Source organism: Dyella japonica A8, assembly GCF_000725385.1.
Taxonomy (GTDB): domain Bacteria; phylum Pseudomonadota; class Gammaproteobacteria; order Xanthomonadales; family Rhodanobacteraceae; genus Dyella; species Dyella japonica_C.
The window spans coordinates 3,488,401-3,506,345 of sequence record NZ_CP008884.1 but is presented as its reverse complement, the minus strand read 5'-3'; the positions used below and the strand labels follow the sequence as shown (position 1 = coordinate 3,506,345).

16 protein-coding genes are annotated in these 17,945 nt (G+C 65.6%); 5 read left to right on the top strand and 11 right to left on the bottom strand.

Annotated elements, in window-relative coordinates; translation table 11 throughout:
• Positions 1-2: 2 nt before the first annotated feature.
• From cysT to HY57_RS14685, 3 genes are read left to right on the top strand one after another with little or no spacing between them, the layout of a single operon-like run.
• Positions 3-827 carry a sulfate ABC transporter permease subunit CysT gene (gene cysT / locus HY57_RS14695; RefSeq protein WP_019466649.1) on the top strand — a complete coding sequence of 275 codons (825 nt, stop codon included), beginning with the start codon at positions 3-5 and terminating at the stop codon, positions 825-827.
• On the top strand, positions 824-1,687 hold the full coding sequence (gene cysW, locus HY57_RS14690) for a sulfate ABC transporter permease subunit CysW (protein WP_019466648.1): 864 nt from the start codon (positions 824-826) through the stop codon (positions 1,685-1,687). Before cysT ends, cysW begins: the two co-directional genes overlap by 4 nt.
• 12 nt (positions 1,688-1,699) lie before the next feature.
• Positions 1,700-2,815 carry a sulfate/molybdate ABC transporter ATP-binding protein gene (locus HY57_RS14685; RefSeq protein ID WP_019466647.1) on the top strand — a complete coding sequence of 372 codons (1,116 nt, stop codon included), beginning with the start codon at positions 1,700-1,702 and terminating at the stop codon, positions 2,813-2,815.
• A 274-nt stretch (positions 2,816-3,089) separates the two neighbouring features.
• Here HY57_RS14685 and HY57_RS14680 read toward each other — a convergent pair whose 3' ends face one another.
• The 4 genes from HY57_RS14680 to HY57_RS14665 all read right to left on the bottom strand — a co-directional run bounded on the left by HY57_RS14680 (position 3,090) and on the right by HY57_RS14665 (position 6,146).
• Positions 3,090-4,112, bottom strand: a complete 1,023-nt coding sequence (locus HY57_RS14680; RefSeq protein WP_019464445.1) for a C13 family peptidase — start codon at positions 4,110-4,112, stop codon at positions 3,090-3,092.
• A gap of 18 nt (positions 4,113-4,130) precedes the next feature.
• Entirely contained in the window at positions 4,131-4,817 is a 687-nt protein-coding gene (gene mtnC / locus HY57_RS14675; protein WP_019464444.1) for an acireductone synthase, read from the bottom strand.
• A 118-nt stretch (positions 4,818-4,935) separates the two neighbouring features.
• A complete protein-coding gene (locus HY57_RS14670; RefSeq protein WP_019464443.1) occupies positions 4,936-5,502 on the bottom strand; it encodes a 1,2-dihydroxy-3-keto-5-methylthiopentene dioxygenase in 567 nt (188 codons plus the stop codon).
• A complete protein-coding gene (locus HY57_RS14665; protein WP_019464442.1) occupies positions 5,499-6,146 on the bottom strand; it encodes a methylthioribulose 1-phosphate dehydratase in 648 nt (215 codons plus the stop codon). The genes HY57_RS14670 and HY57_RS14665 overlap by 4 nt, the downstream gene beginning before the upstream one ends.
• A gap of 164 nt (positions 6,147-6,310) precedes the next feature.
• Between HY57_RS14665 and HY57_RS14660 the strand changes: the two genes are divergently transcribed.
• A complete protein-coding gene (locus HY57_RS14660) occupies positions 6,311-6,643 on the top strand; it encodes a high-potential iron-sulfur protein (RefSeq protein ID WP_019464441.1) in 333 nt (110 codons plus the stop codon).
• Between the two features lie 464 nt (positions 6,644-7,107).
• Here the strand turns inward: HY57_RS14660 and HY57_RS14655 are convergent, their stop codons facing one another.
• The 3 genes from HY57_RS14655 to HY57_RS14645 form a co-directional block, all read right to left on the bottom strand.
• A complete protein-coding gene (locus tag HY57_RS14655; RefSeq protein ID WP_019464440.1) occupies positions 7,108-8,559 on the bottom strand; it encodes an amino acid permease in 1,452 nt (483 codons plus the stop codon).
• 77 nt (positions 8,560-8,636) lie between these two features.
• Entirely contained in the window at positions 8,637-10,142 is a 1,506-nt protein-coding gene (locus tag HY57_RS14650) for an APC family permease (RefSeq protein WP_019464439.1), read from the bottom strand.
• A 220-nt stretch (positions 10,143-10,362) separates the two neighbouring features.
• Complete coding sequence (locus tag HY57_RS14645) at positions 10,363-11,316, bottom strand: hypothetical protein (RefSeq protein WP_019464438.1); 954 nt, start codon at positions 11,314-11,316, stop codon at positions 10,363-10,365.
• 234 nt (positions 11,317-11,550) lie between these two features.
• Here HY57_RS14645 and HY57_RS14640 point away from each other — a divergent pair, with 234 nt between their 5' ends.
• Positions 11,551-12,006 (top strand): NUDIX domain-containing protein, encoded by a 456-nt coding sequence (locus HY57_RS14640; RefSeq protein ID WP_019464437.1) that lies wholly within the window; start codon positions 11,551-11,553, stop codon positions 12,004-12,006.
• 30 nt (positions 12,007-12,036) lie between these two features.
• Here HY57_RS14640 and HY57_RS14635 read toward each other — a convergent pair whose 3' ends face one another.
• From HY57_RS14635 to HY57_RS14620, 4 genes are all read right to left on the bottom strand, one after another.
• The gene (locus HY57_RS14635) at positions 12,037-12,558 is read right to left on the bottom strand and encodes a 3-hydroxyanthranilate 3,4-dioxygenase (RefSeq protein WP_019464436.1); all 522 of its coding nucleotides are present in this window, start codon (positions 12,556-12,558) and stop codon (positions 12,037-12,039) included.
• A gap of 50 nt (positions 12,559-12,608) precedes the next feature.
• On the bottom strand, positions 12,609-13,679 hold the full coding sequence (locus HY57_RS14630; RefSeq protein WP_019464435.1) for a PLP-dependent cysteine synthase family protein: 1,071 nt from the start codon (positions 13,677-13,679) through the stop codon (positions 12,609-12,611).
• Positions 13,680-13,753: 74 nt separating this feature from the next.
• Entirely contained in the window at positions 13,754-15,643 is a 1,890-nt protein-coding gene (parE, locus tag HY57_RS14625) for a DNA topoisomerase IV subunit B (protein WP_019464434.1), read from the bottom strand.
• 331 nt (positions 15,644-15,974) lie between these two features.
• A complete protein-coding gene (locus tag HY57_RS14620) occupies positions 15,975-17,774 on the bottom strand; it encodes an aminopeptidase P family protein (RefSeq protein WP_019464433.1) in 1,800 nt (599 codons plus the stop codon).
• Between the last annotated feature and the right edge of the window lie 171 nt (positions 17,775-17,945).

Genomic DNA, 17,945 nt, shown 5'->3' with positions numbered 1-17,945 from the left:
GTATGCGCAAGCGCGTGCTCCCGGGATTCGGCATCAGCCTCGGCTATGCGGTGGCCTATCTCGGGTTGATCGTGCTGCTGCCGTTGGCGGCGCTGGCGTGGAAGGCCTCCGGCATCGGATTCGAAGGGCTGATCCGCCTACTGTCCGCACCGCGCACGCTGGCGGCGCTGCGCTTGAGTGTCGGCGGCGCGGTGTTGGCGGCGCTCATCAATGTCGTGATCGGCCTTTTGGTGGGTTGGGTGCTGGTGCGCTACCGCTTTCCGGGGCGCCGTCTTTTCGATGCGCTGGTGGATCTTCCTTTCGCCCTGCCGACGGCCGTGGCCGGCATTGCCCTGACCACGCTGTATGCCTCCAATGGCTGGATCGGGCGGTGGCTGGAGCCACTGGGCATCAAGGTGGCCTATACGCCACTGGGCGTCTTCGTTGCCATGATCTTCGTGGGTTTTCCCTTCGTGGTGCGCACCCTGCAGCCAGTGCTGGCCTCGCTGGAGCGCGACGTGGAGGAAGCCGCCGAGAGCCTGGGCGCGCAGCGCTGGCAGGCGTTCTTCCGGGTGATCCTGCCCATGCTGGCGCCGACCTTGCTGACCGGCTTTGCGTTGGCGCTGGCGCGCGCGGTGGGTGAGTACGGTTCGGTGATCTTCATCGCCGGCAATATCCCGATGCGCTCGGAGATCGCGCCCTTGCTGATCGTGCAGAAGCTTGAGCAGTTCGATGTCGCCGGCGCGGCGGCACTGGGCGTGGCCATGCTGTCGCTGTCGTTCGGGCTACTGGTGCTGGTGGCGCTGTTGCAGCGCTGGAGCCGGCGCTGGGCGGAGCGTTCGGCGTGAGCGCGCCGCTGCGCTCGCGTCCGGTGGCGTGGCCGCGCCGCGTCGTGCACGTATTGCTGATCGTGCTGGCGCTGGTATTCCTGGTGCTGTTCCTGCTGTTGCCGCTGGCAACGGTGTTTGTCGAGGCCTTCCGGCAAGGCCTTGGGCCGTACCTGGAGGCCATCCGGGAGCCCGAGGCATGGTCCGCCATTCGCCTTACGCTGCTGGTCGCTGCCATTGCCGTGCCGATGAACGTGGTATTCGGTGTGGCCGCGGCGTGGGCGATGACGCGCTTCGAGTTCCGCGGCAAGGCGTTGCTGGGCGCCATCATCGATCTGCCGTTCTCCGTGTCGCCGGTAGTGTCCGGCCTGGTCTATGTGCTGTTGTTCGGCGCACAGGGCTGGTTCGGGCCGTGGCTGGACAGCCATGGCATCAAGATCATCTTCGCGGTGCCCAGTCTTGTGCTGGCGACCATTTTCGTGACGTTGCCCTTTGTGGCTCGCGAGCTCATTCCGTTGATGCAGGCACAAGGCAGCGAAGAGGAGGAGGCCGCCCGCGTGCTTGGCGCGAGCGGCTGGCAGATGTTCTTCCGTGTCACCTTGCCCAACATCCGCTGGGCGCTGCTTTACGGCGTGCTGCTGTGCAATGCGCGCGCCATGGGCGAGTTCGGCGCAGTGTCCGTGGTGTCGGGCCATATCCGCGGACTTACCACCACCATGCCGCTGGAAGTGGAGATGCGCTACAACGAATACGAATACGTCGGCGCCTTTGCAGTCGCCTCGCTGCTGGCCTTGCTGGCGCTGGTGACGCTGGCGGTGAAAACCCTGCTGGAATGGCGCTACGGCGATGAAATCGCCGCGCACGCGCCCGGCGGACATTGAGAGGGTCGCAACGTGCTTGAATTGTCCCGACTCCACCGCCGCTTCGCTGGTTTCCAGGCACTGGACGATGTCAGCCTGAGCATTGCGCCGGGCGAGTTCCTGGCCTTGCTCGGCCCGTCCGGCTCGGGCAAGACGACGCTGCTGCGCATCCTTGCCGGACTCGATTATCCCGACAGCGGCAGTGTGTTGAACAACGGCGAAAACTTTCTCGCCACGCCGGCACGCGAGCGCCGCATCGGCATGGTCTTCCAGCATTACGCCTTGTTTCGCCACCTCACCGTGATCGAGAACATTGCCTTCGGGTTGCGCGTGCGGCCATGGCGTTCGCGTCCGCCCCGCAGCGAGATCCGGGCGCGCGTGGACCGGCTGCTGCATCGCGTGAAGCTGGACGGCATGGGGCACCGATATCCGGCGCAACTTTCCGGTGGCCAGCGGCAGCGCGTGGCGCTGGCCCGGGCGCTTGCCGTGGAGCCGGACATGCTGCTGCTGGACGAGCCGTTCGGCGCGCTCGATGCGCAGGTGCGCGTGAACCTGCGGCGCTGGCTGCGCGAGCTGCACGAGGAGCTGGATCTCACCACCATCTTCGTCACGCACGACCAGGAAGAGGCGCTTGAGCTGGCCGACCGCATCGCCGTGATGAACAACGGGCGCATCGAGCAGGTGGGGCCGCCCGAGGTCATCTACCACCAGCCCGCCACGCCTTTCGTATGCGAGTTCATCGGCAAGGTGAACCGTTTTGCGGTGCGGCGCCAAGATGGCGGCTTCGCTGCCGGAGGCTGGATGCCCGACGACGATCCCTGGCAAGGGCGCTTTACCGACGCCGTGGCCTATGTGCGGCCGGAGCAGCTGCGGTTGGCGGTGCCCACGTCAGAGCCGGCCTGGGACGCGCACCTGCGGCACATCTACCTGGCGGGCAGCGTGGCCCATCTGGATCTCCACGTCGCCTCGCTGGATCTGTCGCTGGAAGCGGACATGGCGAGTGAGGACCTGGCGCGGCTGGGCTTACGTGCCGGCGCGGAGCTTCGCATCGCGCCCCGTAGCGCCGTGCTGTTTCCGCTCGATGGGCAGAACGCGCCGCTCAGTGCGGAGCGCTGGATCTGGCAGGCGCGCAGTCCCGTGCCGGCGTGACGAAGGGGCGTTGTTCAACATACTCCGCAAGGCGCGCTACCCCTCACCGTCATTCCGGCGCAGGCCGGAGGCGCTTTTCAACAGCCGAATGGCTGGTCATCCAGTGGCGTCTGTGCTCGGTTGTCGCGTCGAGACTAGTCATGCTGACCGTTCCGCAAAAACCGGACGTTTTCGTTACTGGATGACCAGCCATTCGGCTGTTGAAAAGCGCCTCCGGCCTGCGCCGGAATGACGGTGAGGAAGACTGGGGCGGGTTTGGAGGATCGGCAGCTGGTCAGTGCGACTCGCCAGGCCGGCCGAGTGCCGTTGCCGGCACCGCCGGCTTGAACACAACGACAGGGCCGGGCGTCACGTGCTTGCGCCACAGGGCCAGCTGCTCGGCGATGCCGGTACCCACGCTCATCTGCGGTTCGGAGGGAGTCAGCTTGTCCTTGGCTTCCCACTGCGCGATCTCGGCCGATGCCTGGCGGTAGGCTTCCATGAAGTCCGTGGTGCGGTTGAGGCCATCGACCAGCCAGGCATGCCCGAAGTAGGTGATGTCCGAGTCGGCACCGCAGCCGAACGAGCTGCGGTCCGCGCGCGCCGCCGTGATGACCAGAGTGCCGGGGCCCTGTAGCGCCGGCACGAAGCCACCGGAGTAGCAGGCATTCACCACCACCACCTTCCACTTGAACGGGTGCTTGGCGAGGATGTCCGGGAGATCGCTGGCGCCGATCTGGTCCAGCGGCAGGGGATCCATGTCCACCAGCAGGTTGTGGTCTTCGTCGCCGTGCGTGGTGAGGTAGACCAGCAGGATGTCCTCGTCCGGCTTCATCAGGGTGGCGAGGCCATCGAGCGTTTCCTCGAGATTGCTCCAGGTGGCCAGCGGGTGCCGCTCGAGTGTGCCCGGGTTGTTCTCCAGCACGACCACGTGCGCATCCGGGCCGAAGCGCTGCGGGAACATCCTGGCCGCGTACTCGGCCTCGTTGCGGAACACGTCTTCGCCGCCGTCGGCGCCGAACGCCACGACGTAGAGGTTGGGATGGCCCGGCGTGCGCGGCCCGAGTTCGGCCAGCGCCTTGTGCACCATGTTGCGCTGCGCGTACATCACCTGTTCGGGCGATGGCGCCTGTGGGGGCCAGTTGTCGGCTGTCGCGCCGTCTTCGTCGGTGCTGGCCGTGCTGGCTGGTGCGGGGGCCGAGGAGTTTTGGGCCGCCTGTTCCTGCCCGCTATCCGCGACGGGCGCGTGATGGGACAGGCCCACCATCAGCAGTACGCCGGCTGCGAAGGCGAGCAGGGCGGTCAGGGCGGTACGCATGGCGGCAACCGTTGGCGATCAGGGAGTGATGTCGTCGAACGTGCGATGGGCCGGATGGCGCGGCGCCGCCGGCATGTCCAGCGGTTCACGCAGCAGCCAGCCCGTGCTGAACCCGGCCTCGCGCGCGGCATCCAGTTCTTCCACGATGTCGGAAAGGAACAGGATGTGTGCCGGCTGCTCGCCGATGGCTTCGGCGATGCGCTCATAGGAGTGGCGCTCACGCTTCGGGCCGGTCTCGGTGTCGAAATAACCGGAGAACATCGGCGTCAGGTCGCCCGCCTCGCTGTAGCGGAAGAACAGTTTCTGCGCCGGCACGGAACCGGAGGAATAGACGTACAGGTGCATGCCCTCGCCGCGCCAGGCGTGCAGCTTTGCCGACACTTCCGGGTAGACGTGCGCCTGGTACTCGCCGCTGGCATAACCCTCCTGCCAGATCATGCCCTGCAGCGCCTTCAGCGCCGTGGACTTGCGGTCCTCCTTGATCCAGCGCAGCAGCAGCTCGATCACTTCCTGGCGCGGCGCCTCGACGATGCCCGCCTCCTTGGCCGCCTCGTGCAGCCAGTGCCGCACCTCCGGCGTGTCGCCATGCGTTTCGATGAAGGCCGGCAGGCGCTCGTAGGCGTACGGGAACAGCACGTCCTTGACGAAGCTGATCGAGCTGGTAGTGCCTTCGATATCGGTAACGATGGCGCGGATGACAGTCATGCGGGCGTGCCGGGGCAGGGAGGGGGACAAGCTTACCGGCGCCGGCCCCCGGGGGCGAGGGTCGGCGTTCCGGTTCATGATCCGGTTCACCCGGCCGGCAAGCGGCCGGGCGGGGTGTTCAGGCCGCTTCGGCGGAGGCGTGCGGCGTCATGCGGGGGAACTTCGTGGCGATGTCTTCGCCGGTGAACTGCGCCACCCAGCCTTCCTTGTTGGTGAACAGGCGGATGGCCACGAAGTACGGCGATTCGCTCATGTCGAACCAGTGGCGGGTGCCGTCCGGCACGCCGATCAGGTCGCCCTGTTCGCACAGCACGTCGTAAACCTTGCCGTTCACATGCAGCGTGAACTGGCCGGCACCGGCCACGAAGAAGCGCACCTCGTCCTCGCTGTGCGTGTGTTCGCTCAGGAACTTCTGGCGCAGCACAGCGCGGTCCGGGTGGTCTGGCTTCAGGCTGATCACGTCGACGGCCTGGTAACCCTCCTCGGACATCAGGCGATCGATATCGCCCCGGTAGGCTGCGATCACGTCGTCCTGGCTCGCGCCCGGGGCAATGGGCTGGCTGGCATCCCATTGCTCGAAGCGCACGCCGATGCGGGACAGCTCATGGGCAATGTCCGCGTGTTCCGTATGGACCGAGAGCGGCGCCTGGGGCTGGGTGTCGCTGAAAATGCGCAGACGGCTCATGCCGACAACCTCCGGAGATCAAGTTCGCAGCCGAGCAGGAATTCCAGCGCCTCCAGGTGGCGACGCGTTTCGGCCATGTCGCGGCCCCAGGTATAGATGCCGTGGCCGTTGATGAGATAGGCGTGCAGCGGGCGGCCGCTGTCCAGCCACGCATCCACTTGGGCGACCAGTTCAGGCATGTGCTGCGTGTTGGGGAACACCGGGATCGCCAGCTCGGCGTCGTGCGTGGTCTGGCCGGCGATGGCCTTCTGCAGCTCCCAGCCTTCCAACTTCACCACACCGTCCTTGGCGAACAGGCGCGAGGCGACGCTCTGGGTGCGCGAGTGGGTGTGCAGCACCACGTTGATGTCGGGGTAGCGGCGATAGATTTGCGTGTGCAGTTCGGTTTCCGCGCTGGGGCGGGCGCTGGTGCCGACGGCCTTGCCGCTCATGTCGATCAGCATGATGTCGTCGCGGCCAAGCTTGCCCTTGTCGCGCCCGGAAATGGTGATCGCGGCGTGATCGCCATCGATGCGCATCGAGAAATTGCTGCTGGTGGCGGGCGTCCAGCCGGCGGCGGCGAGTTCGCGCGCAGCATCGGCGATGGCATCGGATCGCTCGGCAAATAGTGCGGGCGAAATGGTGTCGGGAAGAACCTGGCTCATGATGTATGGACGTCCAAATGAACGGAAACTATACCACGCCTGTTTTACCGCATGGTCCGAAAATGCGATCCATTCTCACGACTTATCGACGGGGCTAGTAGGATCGGACAAAGGTTCGTCACGGGCGTGACGGACATGAATGCTTCAGGACGGAGGTTGGACCCATGTCGCATGAGAAAGATATCGAATCGCGTCGCCGGTTTCTCAAGGCCGCAGCCGGGACGGCTGTCGCCGCCGCTGTGATCGGCACCCTGCCGCGCATCGCGCGCGCTGCCGACCTGCCGCACCTGGCTGACAGCGATCCGACGGCCAAGGCGCTCGGCTATGTCGAGGACGCCAGCAAGACGGCCGACGCGAAGCACAAGGCTGGCGACACCTGCACCAACTGCCAGTTCTACTCCGGCGGCCCAAGCGGCTATGGGCCGTGCCAGCTGTTCCCGGGCAAGGCCGTGAACGCGAAGGGCTGGTGCGTGTCGCACGCGCCGAAGAAAGCCTGATCACACCGCTCAGCGCGATATCGAAGGCCGGCTTGCATGCCGGCCTTTCTTTTTTGATAACGCGACCGTCACGCACACGATCACGCTTCGCATGGCGAATGTTTTTCGTGCTCGCGGAGTAAGACTCGAACCGAAGAACTCGGTGAGAGAGAAGATGCTGCCCAGACGCGTCAGGCCGAGGAGCTGACCCGCCTGACGCGCCGGGCGGCAATCCGGGGCCCACTGCCAAGTGATCAACCCACGGAGCACAGATGATACTCCTGGCGGGGCATTTTGGGGCCCGCGGGCCCCAAAATTTTCTCGAAAAAGTCTCGTTAAAACTAGAAAAAACAGTAACTTACAAGATCATTAAAGACTGGGCCTCACGAATAATCCCGGACAGGCGATTATTCCTTCCCCGGAGGTGAGGTAGTCCAGTGAGGGGTTTTCGGCGACGTTAACGTCAGATCGCCGCCGAACCCCGCTTATCCCTGTTCGGGGCGCTGGTGGAGCCGGCTGTGGCGGATGCCATAGCCGAAGTAGATGGCCAGGCCCATGACCGTCCAGATGATCATCAGCAGCCAGTTGAACCAGCTCATGAAGTAGAGCAAGGCCAGGCAGCTGATCACGCCGGCGGGGCAGATGAACCAGGCCCAGGGCACCCGGAAGCCGCGATGCAGGTGGGGCGAGGTGTAGCGCAGGATCAGTACGCCTGCGCACACCGCCACGAAGGCGATCAGCGTGCCCATCGAGGTCAGGTCGGCCAGCAGGTCGAGCGGGAACACCGCAGCGAGGATGGCGATGCCGACACCAGTGATGACCGTGTTGATGTGCGGCGTGCGGTGCTTGGGGTGGATGCGGTTGAACACCTTGGGCAGCAGGCCGTCACGGGACATGATCATGAAGATGCGCGGCTGCGCGATGATCATCACCAGGATCACGGAGGACAGGCCGATCAGCGCCCCGATCTCCACCACCAGGCGCAGCCAGCCCAGCTGCGGATAGTTCTTCACCGCCGTCACCACGGGTTCCGAAGTGCCGAGCTGGGTGTAGGAGATCAGGCCGGTGAGTACAGCGGCCATGGCCAGGTAGAGCACCGTGCAGATCACCAGCGAGACCAGCGTGCCGAACGGCAGGTCGCGCTGCGGGTTCTTGCATTCCTGTGCCGCCGTCGATGTCGCCTCGAAACCAATGTAGGCGAAGAACACCATGGCCGCGCCGCGCATGATGCCCGACCAGCCGTACTTGCCGGGCGCCTCGTTGGCAGGGATGAACGGGTGCCAGTTGGCCGGGTCGATGTAACGGTAACCGGCGACCACCACGATGATGATCAGGCCCACCTTGAGCGCCACCATGAGCACGTTGAGCCCGGACGACTCCTTGATGCCGACGTAGCACAGCGCGGTCAGCGCCATCACGATCGCCACCGCGGGGAGATTCATCAGGTGTCCGGTGGCCACGAGATGTCCATCGGTGAAGGCCAGGGGTGCCTCCGTCAACGCGATCGGCAGATGGATGCCCATGCTGTCGAGCAGGCTGGTGAAGTAGCCCGTCCAGCTGGCCGCCACCGCGGAGGCGGAGATGCCGTATTCAAGCACCATGTTCCAGCCGATGAACCAGGCAACGAGCTCGCCCAGGGTTGCGTAGGCGTACGAATACGAGCTGCCCGAAATCGGAATGAGCGTGGCGAACTCGGCGTAGCACAGCGCGGTGAAGGCACTGCAGATGGCCGCCAGCATGAAGGAGATCAGCACGGCCGGGCCTGCGTGTTCCGCGGCGGCCTGGCCGGTCACCACGAAGATGCCGGTGCCGATGACGGCGCCAATGCCCAGTGCAGTGATGCCCCAGGGGCCTAGCGTGCGGCGGAGAGTGGGGCCGTGGGACGCGTCGTCGGCGTCGGAGAAGTCGGTTTTACGGGCGAATAACTGTTTGAGCATGCGTCGGCCTGGTGCTGCGGGAGGCGCGGATTCAGAAAAACGAGAGGGCCGGCGCTGGGCCGGCCCTTCGTGTCGGATCAGGAGTTTTGCTCGCGGAGCTTGCTATGGGAATACCCAAAGAAGGCGTAGATGAGCATGCCGATGGTGGTCCAGCCCAGCATCAGCGGCCAGTTGGCGCGGAACGACTGCCAGAACAGGTACAGGCAGATCACGGCGCCGGCGAGGCTCACGAACCAGATGCCGGGCGTGCCGCCCGGCACGCGGAACGAACGCGGCAGGTCAGGGCGCGTATAGCGCAGGATCAGCACGCCGATGCTCACCGTGGTGAACGCCAGCAGGGTGCCCATCGAGACCAGCTCCCCGAGGATGCTCACCGGGAACAGGCCGGCGATCACCAGCGCCGAGACGCCGGCGATGATGGTGGCCACGTGCGGCGTGCGGTGCTTGGCGTGCACGCGGGACATGCCATTGGGCAGCAGTCCGTCCTTCGCCATGCTGAAGAAAATGCGCGAGGTGCCGAGCAGCATCACCAGGATCACCGACGAAAGGCCGGCGAGCGCGCCGAACGACACGATGGCCTTCAGCCAGGTCAGCTGCGGGTAGAGGCTCAGCGCCGTGGCGACCGGTTCAGGCGTGCCCAGCTTGTAGTACGGGGCGATGCCGGTGAGCGTCAGCGCCATCGCGATGTACAGGACAGTGCAGATGGCCAGCGAGCCGAGAATGCCGATCGGCATGTCGCGCTGCGGATTCTTGGCTTCGCCAGCGGCGGTGGAAACGGCATCGAAACCGACGTAGGAGAAGAACACCAGCACGGCGGCACGGAAGATGCCACTGGTGCCGAAGCGGCCGGGGCCTTCCTCCGGCGGGATGAACGGGTGCCAGTTGGCCGGGTTGATGAAGCGGAACGCAAAGATCAGGAACAGGGCGATGACCAGCACCTTGATCGTCACGATCAGCGAGTTGACGAAGGTCGACTGCGTGATGCCCACGTAGCACAGCCAGGTGAGTGCGCTGACGATGAGCACAGCGGGCAGATTGATGAGCGCGCCGGTGGAAACGATCTGGTGCGTGTCGGTGAACTTGAGCGGCGCGGTCGACAGATACTCGGGCAAAGACAGGGGCAGTCCGGTCCAGTGTCCGAGGATCGAAAGACACTCGTTGAAATACCCGGACCAGCCCGCCGCGACAGTGGCGACGGCAAAGAGGTATTCGAGGACGAGGTTCCAGCCGATGAACCAGGCGACGATTTCCCCGAGCGTTGCGTAGGAGTACGCATAGGCGCTGCCGGAGACCGGGATCATGGCCGCGAATTCCGCGTAACAAAGGCCGGCGAAGGCACAGGCGATGCCGGCCACGATGAAGCTGATGATCAGGGCGGGGCCAGCGTGTTCGGCGGCAGCCTGGCCGGTGATGACGAAGATACCGGCGCCGATCACGGCACCGATGCCGAGCGTCACAAGGTGACGTGCGGTCAGTACGCGCTTGAGGCTTGCTTCGCCTTGCAAGCTGTCGTGCGGCAGCTCGCCGGCATCGACATGGGGCGACGCCTGGATCGGATGCGTCGCGAACAGGTTTTTCAGCATGTTTCTCCCCTACCGCCGGATCTATCGTTTTTTAAAAGCGTGAAACCGTGACTTTCGCCATGGCTGAGGCGCCGCTTCCCCCGCGACGACAGGGCACCATAGCCCAGCGGGGTGCGGAGGCACAAGCTGCGTTGCGGGTGGCCCGAAGGCCGTCTCGCAGCTTGCGTGACTGGCCTCACGGCGCGGTTTTCCGCATCGGTTGTGCTGCGTGGCAGCACCGTCAGAACACCATGTTCACGGCAATCTGGGGCGTCACGTACGATGCGCTGCGGTGTCCGGCAAAACTCATCTGCGCGCCCGCGATGATGCCGAAGTTGCCGTTGATGTTGTATTCGATGGCCGGCGCAATGCTGTAGCTCCAGCTCACGGGCTTGCGCTGCTCGACGCTCTGGTAGGCGTCCGGCCAGCAGTCTGTTCCCTGCAGCATGCCGCTGCGTTGATGGCTCCAGGTGAGGTCGGTGGCCAGCGCCCAGTGCTGGCTGAGGCCGTACTCGACGGCGGCGGTGATGCCGAGCGTCGATCCTGGCTTCACCCACCCCTGGAAGACCTTGCTGGTGCCATGGGCGCTCATGCCGTCGAGATAGACGCGCGCAGGCGCCGGGCTCCACGCCCATTGCGCGCGCAGGCGCAGCGGATGCCCGTTGTCCAGCCAGAACAATTGCTGCGCGAAAACCGCGAGCCGGTCGACGGATGCGCCGGTGCCGGTCGCATTGAGCGGGTTGTCCCCGAGGCGATCGTATTTTCCGGTGGGAAACACATGCGCATAGCTGGCCGAGACCGCCGGGCCGGTGCCGTCCCCGCGGGGCGCGACGAACATGTACTGGAAGGTGAGCGTGGTATCCGCAAGACGGGCCCCGTCACTGTGGTAGCCGCCCGACACGTTGTATGCGATGCCACCGGTGAGCTGGACGTTGAAGCGACGGGTGACGCCGAGCGTGACGGGTACCAGTAGCAACCACTGGTGCGATCCCGGCCGGTCGTCATGCCGGTCGCCCTGCGCGTCGTAGTTCGCATGGCTTTCCGAGTAGATGAAATAGGGCTCGGCGAGCACCATGCCTGCCGGCAGGGCAGAGGCGTTGGGGGTGATCAACGGGCCGGTAAAGTTCGCTTCCTGGGTACCCGCCTGCGCGGCGCAAGCGATCAAGCCGAATGCCGTGATGAGCGCTCTGCGCATGGGAATCGTCCTTGCCGCAACGGGAAATCCACGAACTGTGGATGCCTGTTGATGCTAGGGACCGGCTCCGTTGCGCTGTCAGCGGCGCAGCCTGAGATAATGTGCGGGCTTGCTCTGCATTTCGTTGAGCGAAAACACCTGGGAACCATGTCATCCGTGACCGCATTGCGCCAGCAGTTCATTGATTACGCTCGGCAGTGGCCAGGCGAGCCCGATGTCACTCATTTTGTTGAGATGCTGGATGAGGGTGCGCATGGTTTTGTCCGTGAGAATCACGAAGGGCACTTCACCGGCTCGGCCTGGCTGGTCAGTGCGGATGGCGAGCGCGTTCTTCTCACCCATCACCGGAAACTGGGCCGCTGGCTGCAGTTGGGTGGGCATGCCGATGGCGACGCCGATCTGTCGCGCGTGGCGCTGCGGGAGGCGGAGGAAGAATCCGGCCTGAGCGGCCTGAGTGTCGAGCCCGGGCTGTTCGACCTGGATCGCCATCGCATCCCTGCGCGCGGGCAGGAGCCGGAGCATTGGCACTACGACGTGCGCTACGTCGTGCGCGCGGGAGCGAGCGAGGTGTTCGAGGTCAGCGAGGAGTCGCATGCCCTTGCGTGGCGCTCGATCCGCGAGATCGCCGCGGACCCTTCCAGCGACGAATCATTGCGCCGCATGGCGGGCAAATGGTTGCATCGCAGCTGAGCCACGGCGGCTGGTTCGCCGGTCTGCGCCTCAGCCGTACTTGGCCGGTGCCGGATTCAGGTGCCCGCATTCCATGCAGGTGCGGGCATCGATCGAGCGGTAGAAGCGCTCGAACACGGGCGGGAAATCCTGCTCGATGCTGCCGAGGGTGAAGTACTCCTCATACAGCTTGTGGTTGCAGTGCTCGCAGAACCACAGCAGGCCATCCTTTTCGCCGGCAAGGCGCCGGCGCTCGATCACCAGTCCGATGGAGTCGGGCATGCGCTGCGGCGAATGCGGCACGCAGGGCGGCAGGTAGAACATCTGGCCGGCGTGGATCGGGATGTCGCGCAACACGCCATCGTCCTGCACCTTCAGCACCATCTCGCCTTCGAGCTGGTAGAAGAACTCCGGGCCTTCGTCGTAGTGGAAGTCCGTGCGGGAGTTCGGGCCGCCGACGATCATCACGATGAAGTCGCCATCCACGATGCACTTGTTGCCCACCGGCGGCTTCAACAGGTGCCGGTGTTCGTCGATCCAGCGCTGCATGTCGATGGGCGGCGTCAGGGCCATGAGGGTTCCGTGTCGTGGCGGGGCCAGACGTTGAGTGTAAGCACCGCGGGTCAGTCGATCCAGCGGCCTTGCCGGACCACGGCTTCCAGGCGCGACAGCTCGTCGGGCTGGTGCAGGCCTTCGCGGTCCAGCCAGGCGCTGTCGTAGTAGCTGCCCTTGTAGCGGTCGCCACCGTCGCAGATCAGGGTGACCACGGGGCCTCGTTCGCCCTTGTCGTTCATATCGCACATCAGCTGCAGCGCGCCGACGAGGTTGGTGCCGGTGGAGCCGCCACAGCGGCGTCCAAGCAGTGCTTCCAGGAGGCGAAGGGCGGCAATGCTCGATGCGTCTGGAATGCGCAGCATGCGGTCGATGACGTCGGGAATGAACGAGGGCTCCACGCGCGGCCGGCCGATGCCTTCGATGCGTGAGCCGCGCGACAGCTGCAGGCCCGGATCACGGCCGTGGTAATAGTCGTAGAACACGGAATGCTCGGGATCGACCACCGCCAGCTGCGTGCGGTCGTGCTGTCCGGCGCGGTAACGGATGTAGCGGCCGATGGTGGCGGAAGTACCGCCCGTGCCGGCGGGCACCACAATCCAGCGCGGCGTTGGGTCAGGCTCGCGCTGCATCTGCCGGAAGATCGATTCGGCGATGTTGTTGTTGCCACGCCAGTCGGTGGCGCGTTCGGCGTAGGTGAACTGATCCATGTAGTGGCCGCCAAGTTCGCCGGCCAGGCGCTGGGCGGCGCCGTACACGTCGGTGTTGTCGATGAAGTGGCAGTGGCCGCCGAAGAATTCGATCTGCGCGACCTTGTCGCGGGACGTGCTGCGGGGCATTACGGCGAAGAACGGCAGGCCCAGCAATCGCGCGAAATAGGCTTCGGAGATGGCCGTGCTGCCGCTGGAGGCTTCTACGACCGGCCTGCCTTCCTCCAGCCAGCCGTTGCAGATCGCATAGAGGAACAGCGAGCGCGCCAGCCGGTGCTTGAGGCTGCCGGTGGGGTGGACGGATTCGTCCTTCAGATAGAGCGGGATGCCAGGAAAGGCCGGGAGGTCGAGGCGGATGAGGTGCGTGTCCGCCGAGCGATGCGCCTCGGCGTCCAGGGTCTGGATGGCGTGACTGGTCCAGTGGGTATGCATCGCCCCAGCTTAGCGCTGGGGCAAGTGAAGGCTTTGTCCTGGATCAGGACGGCAGTCGCGCTGCCGTCTTGCCGTCAAACTTCCAGCGTCGCCAGGTCGCCCTTTTCCTCCAGCCAGGCCTTGCGGTCGCTGGCGCGCTTCTTGGCCAGCAGCATGTCCATCAGCTTGGTGGTGCCGTCGTCGGTGTCCACGGTGAGTTGCACCAGTCGGCGCGTATCCGGATGGATGGTCGATTCGCGCAACTGCCCGGGGTTCATCTCGCCCAGGCCCTTGAAGCGGGTGGTGCTGACCTGACCTTTCATCTTTTCGCGCTGCACGCGCTCCAGCATCGCGTTCTTCTCGTTTTCGTCCAGGCAGTAGAACACCTGCTTGCCCACGTCCACGCGGAACAGCGGGGGCATGGCGACAAACACATGGCCTTCGCGCACCAGCGCCGGGAAGTGCCGGAGGAACAGCGCACTCAGCAAGGTCGCGATGTGCAGGCCGTCGGAGTCGGCGTCGGCCAGGATGATCACCTTGCCGTAGCGCAGGCCGGAGAGGTCGTCCTTGCCCGGGTCGCAGCCGATGGCGACGGCGAGGTTGTGCACTTCTTCGGACGCCAGCACCGAACCGGATTCGACTTCCCACGTATTGAGGATCTTGCCGCGCAGCGGAAGGATCGCCTGGAATTCCTTGTCGCGCGCCTGCTTGGCGCTGCCGCCGGCCGAATCGCCTTCCACCAGGAACAGCTCGGTGCGGCTGAGGTCGGTGGCAGTGCAGTCGGCGAGCTTGCCGGGCAGGGCGGGGCCCTGGGTGATCTTTTTGCGCACCACCTGCTTGGCGGCCTTCAGGCGCGCGCTGGCGCGCTCGATGGCGAGCTGTGCAATGCGCTCGCCCAGGTCCACGTGCTGGTTGAGCCACAGGCTGAAGGCGTCGTGGATGACACCTTCCACCATGCCCGCGGCGTTGCGCGAGGACAGGCGTTCCTTGGTCTGGCCGGCGAACTGCGGGTCCTGCAGCTTGGCCGACAGCACGAAAGCGAGGCGCTCCCACACGTCTTCCGGCGCCAGCTTCACGCCGCGCGGCAGCAGGTTGCGGATGTCGCAGAACTCGCGGATGGCATTGGTGAGACCCGAGCGCAGGCCGTTCACGTGGGTGCCGCCCTGCGCGGTGGGAATCAGGTTGACGTAGCTTTCCTGCACCAGCTCGCCTTCCGGCAGCCAGGCCAGCGCCACGTCGAGGCCGTCGGCTTCGCGCTGCACGTGGTGCACGAACAGCTCGGCCGGGATGGCTTCGGCGTTGGACAGCTCATCGCGCAGGTAATCGCGCAGGCCGTCCTCGTAGTACCACTCGTTGACGTCGCCGGTGGCTTCGTCGACCAGCTTCACATTGAGGCCGGCGCACAGCACGGCCTTGGCGCGCAGCAGGTGGCGCAGCTTGCCGAGGGAGATCTTCGGCGAATCGAAATACTTCGGGTCGGCCCAGAAGCGCACGGTGGTGCCGGTCTTTTTCTTGGGCACCGTCCCGATGATTTCGAGTTCGCTGGCGCGGTCGCCGTTCTCGAAGGCCATGCGGTATTCGTTGCCGTCGCGGCGGATGGTGACTTCCACGCGATTGGACAGCGCATTCACCACCGACACGCCCACGCCGTGCAGGCCGCCGGAGAAGTTGTAGTTCTTGCCCGAGAACTTGCCGCCCGCATGCAGGCGCGTAAGGATCAGCTCGACGCCCGGCACGCCTTCTTCCGGGTGGATGTCCACCGGCATGCCGCGGCCGTCGTCGGACACCTCGACCGAGCCGTCGGTGTGCACGATCACTTCGATCGACTTGGCGTGGCCGGCGAGGGCTTCGTCCACCGAGTTGTCGATCACTTCCTGCGCCAGATGGTTCGGGCGGGAGGTGTCCGTGTACATGCCGGGGCGGCGCTTGACCGGGTCAAGGCCAGAGAGGACTTCAATGTCGGCGGCGTTGTAGCGACTGCTCATGGGTACGGGTCGAAGCTCGAGAATCGGGGGAGGATGGCGGGGAGCGGGTAAGGGGTCAAGATGGTCGCGCGCACCTGCCGGGCGCGCCGGCTTTTTTTTGCTCGTCATCCCGGCGTAGGCCGGGATCCAGTGGCGTCAGTGCAGGGTTGTCGCGAAAAGCCCCCGGTGTGGCTCCTGGCAAAGACCATGCGGTGTCTCTACTGGATGACTCGCTGCGCTCGCCCCTTCGGGGCCGCCCTACGGGCGTTCTGCGCGCTTCGCGCTTGTCCGGCCTGCGCCAGGATGACGGGCAAAAGCATGTGGCGTGCGTTAACCCTGTGGTGCCGCTTCTTTATAGAGGCGCGCAGTGCCGCTCCAGCCAGGCCAGGTCCGCATCTTCCAGCAGGGGCGACAGGGCCGCCCGCACGGTGGCGTGGTAGTCGTCCAGCCAGGCCCGTTCCTCGGGGTTAAGCAGGCCGGGCTCCAGTGCACGGCGGTCGAACGGGCACAGCGTCAGGGTTTCGAAGGCGTAGAACTCCCCGAACTCGGTTTTGTCCGCTTCGATCACCACGGCCAGGTTTTCATGGCGGATGCCATGGCGGCCCGGCTTGTACAGGCCGGGCTCGATCGAGGTGATCATGCCCGGGTCCAGCGGCACCAGCGTGGCGCCGGAGGCTGGCGGGCGGATGCCATGCGGGCCTTCGTGCACATTGAGGAAGTAGCCCACGCCATGGCCGGTGCCATGGCCAAAGTCCATGCCGCTGGCCCACAGCGGCGCACGCGCCAGCGCGTCGAGCTGCGGGCCGCTGGCTCCCCTGGGGAAGCGCGCGCGGCTGAGCGCGATCATGCCCTTGAGCACCAAAGTGGCGTCCCGGCGCTGCTCGGCGGTGGTCTCGCCCAGCGCGAGCACGCGGGTGATGTCGGTGGTGCCACCCAGGTACTGGCCGCCGGAATCCACCAGCAACAGGCCCTGCGGCTTGAGCGTGCTGTGCGCTTCGGGCGTGGCGTGGTAATGCGGCAGCGCGCCGTTGGCCTGGTAGCCGGCGATGGTGGAGAAGCTCTCGCCGACGAAATTCGGCTGGATGGAGCGCTCCTCGAGCAGGAGTGCGTCCACGTCCAGCTCGGTCTGGGTCATGCCGGCGGTCACGCGTTCTTCCAGCCGGCGGAAGGCCCTGGCGAGAGCGGCGCCGTCGCGGCGCATCGCGTCGCGGATGTGTTCCAGTTCGGCTTCCGTCTTGCGCGCCTTGAGCAGCGTGGACGGATTGGGCGCCTCGATCAACGTGGTGGCAGCCGGGATGGCGGACGCTACGGCCCCCACGACGCGGTTGCCATCCAGCAGCAGGCGATCCTGCGCGCCGAGTTCGGAAAGCGCGTCGGTCACCGTGGCGTAATCGGCAATGCGCACGTGGTCCGCGCCGAGCGCGCTCACCAGGGCATCGGTCAGCTTGCCGCGATCCACGAACAAGGTGGCGTGTCCCTCGACCTGCACTAGCAGGTGGGCGAGAAACACCGGATTGCACTCCACGTCGCTGCCGCGCAGGTTGGTCAGCCAGGCGATGTCGTCCAGGCTGGAGACCAGGTGATGCGTGGCGCCCAGCTTGCGCATGGCGGTGCGCAGGCGACCGAGCTTGTCGGCGCGCGGCTGCGTGGCGTAGCGGGCGGGATGCTCGACGATCGGGGCCGCGGGCAGGGCGGGGCGGTCCGGCCAGATCTGGCCGGGCAGATCAAGGTCGGTGCGCAGGTGGGCGCCGATGCGCTCCAGTCGCCGCGCAAGCCCGTGCGCGGCGGCCAGCGGAAAGCTGTCGCCCGCCACAGCGAGCGTCTGGCCTTCGCCAAGGTGATCCAGCAGCCAGTCGATATGTTCCGGCGCGTGCGCCACGCGCTGCTTCATCAACTCGATGCCACTGCCGGCAAGTTCCTTGGCCGCCTGCGCAAAGTAGCGGCCGTCGGTCCACAAGCCGGCGTGGTCGGCGGTAACCACCAGCGTGCCCGCCGAACCGGTGAAGCCCGACAGCCACTCCCTGGCCTGCCAGTGTGCCGGCAGGTATTCGGAAAGGTGTGGGTCCGCGGTGGGAATGAGGCAGGCGGCGACGTCGTGCTGTCGCATGGCTTGCCGCAGGGCGGTCAGTCGGGCGGGCGTGGCGTGGTCCATTGGCGCATGGTAGCAGGGCTGCGCACGCCGGATTTTCTTTGGTTTTCCACCAAAGTCGACCGTGGAAAGCGGGTGCGCGTACTTGCTTTTTTAAGTCAAGTGGTCGCGGCGGTATGCGCAAAAATTTGCTACTGCGGCATTGTGTCTCAAAGAAGTACCAACACGAACCTA

Bases quoted from the DNA above. Each gene is read 5' to 3' on its own strand.
- cysT (WP_019466649.1), top strand. From the start codon at position 3: ATGCGCAAGCGCGTGCTCCCGGGATTCGGCATCAGCCTCGGCTATGCG.
- HY57_RS14680 (WP_019464445.1), bottom strand. From the start codon at position 4,112: ATGCGTACCGCCCTGACCGCCCTGCTCGCCTTCGCAGCCGGCGTACTG.
- mtnC (WP_019464444.1), bottom strand. From the start codon at position 4,817: ATGACTGTCATCCGCGCCATCGTTACCGATATCGAAGGCACTACCAGC.
- HY57_RS14670 (WP_019464443.1), bottom strand. From the start codon at position 5,502: ATGAGCCGTCTGCGCATTTTCAGCGACACCCAGCCCCAGGCGCCGCTC.
- HY57_RS14665 (WP_019464442.1), bottom strand. From the start codon at position 6,146: ATGAGCCAGGTTCTTCCCGACACCATTTCGCCCGCACTATTTGCCGAG.
- HY57_RS14660 (WP_019464441.1), top strand. From the start codon at position 6,311: ATGTCGCATGAGAAAGATATCGAATCGCGTCGCCGGTTTCTCAAGGCC.
- HY57_RS14655 (WP_019464440.1), bottom strand. From the start codon at position 8,559: ATGCTCAAACAGTTATTCGCCCGTAAAACCGACTTCTCCGACGCCGAC.
- HY57_RS14650 (WP_019464439.1), bottom strand. From the start codon at position 10,142: ATGCTGAAAAACCTGTTCGCGACGCATCCGATCCAGGCGTCGCCCCAT.
- HY57_RS14645 (WP_019464438.1), bottom strand. From the start codon at position 11,316: ATGCGCAGAGCGCTCATCACGGCATTCGGCTTGATCGCTTGCGCCGCG.
- HY57_RS14640 (WP_019464437.1), top strand. From the start codon at position 11,551: ATGCTGGATGAGGGTGCGCATGGTTTTGTCCGTGAGAATCACGAAGGG.
- HY57_RS14635 (WP_019464436.1), bottom strand. From the start codon at position 12,558: ATGGCCCTGACGCCGCCCATCGACATGCAGCGCTGGATCGACGAACAC.
- HY57_RS14630 (WP_019464435.1), bottom strand. From the start codon at position 13,679: ATGCATACCCACTGGACCAGTCACGCCATCCAGACCCTGGACGCCGAG.
- parE (WP_019464434.1), bottom strand. From the start codon at position 15,643: ATGAGCAGTCGCTACAACGCCGCCGACATTGAAGTCCTCTCTGGCCTT.
- HY57_RS14620 (WP_019464433.1), bottom strand. From the start codon at position 17,774: ATGGACCACGCCACGCCCGCCCGACTGACCGCCCTGCGGCAAGCCATG.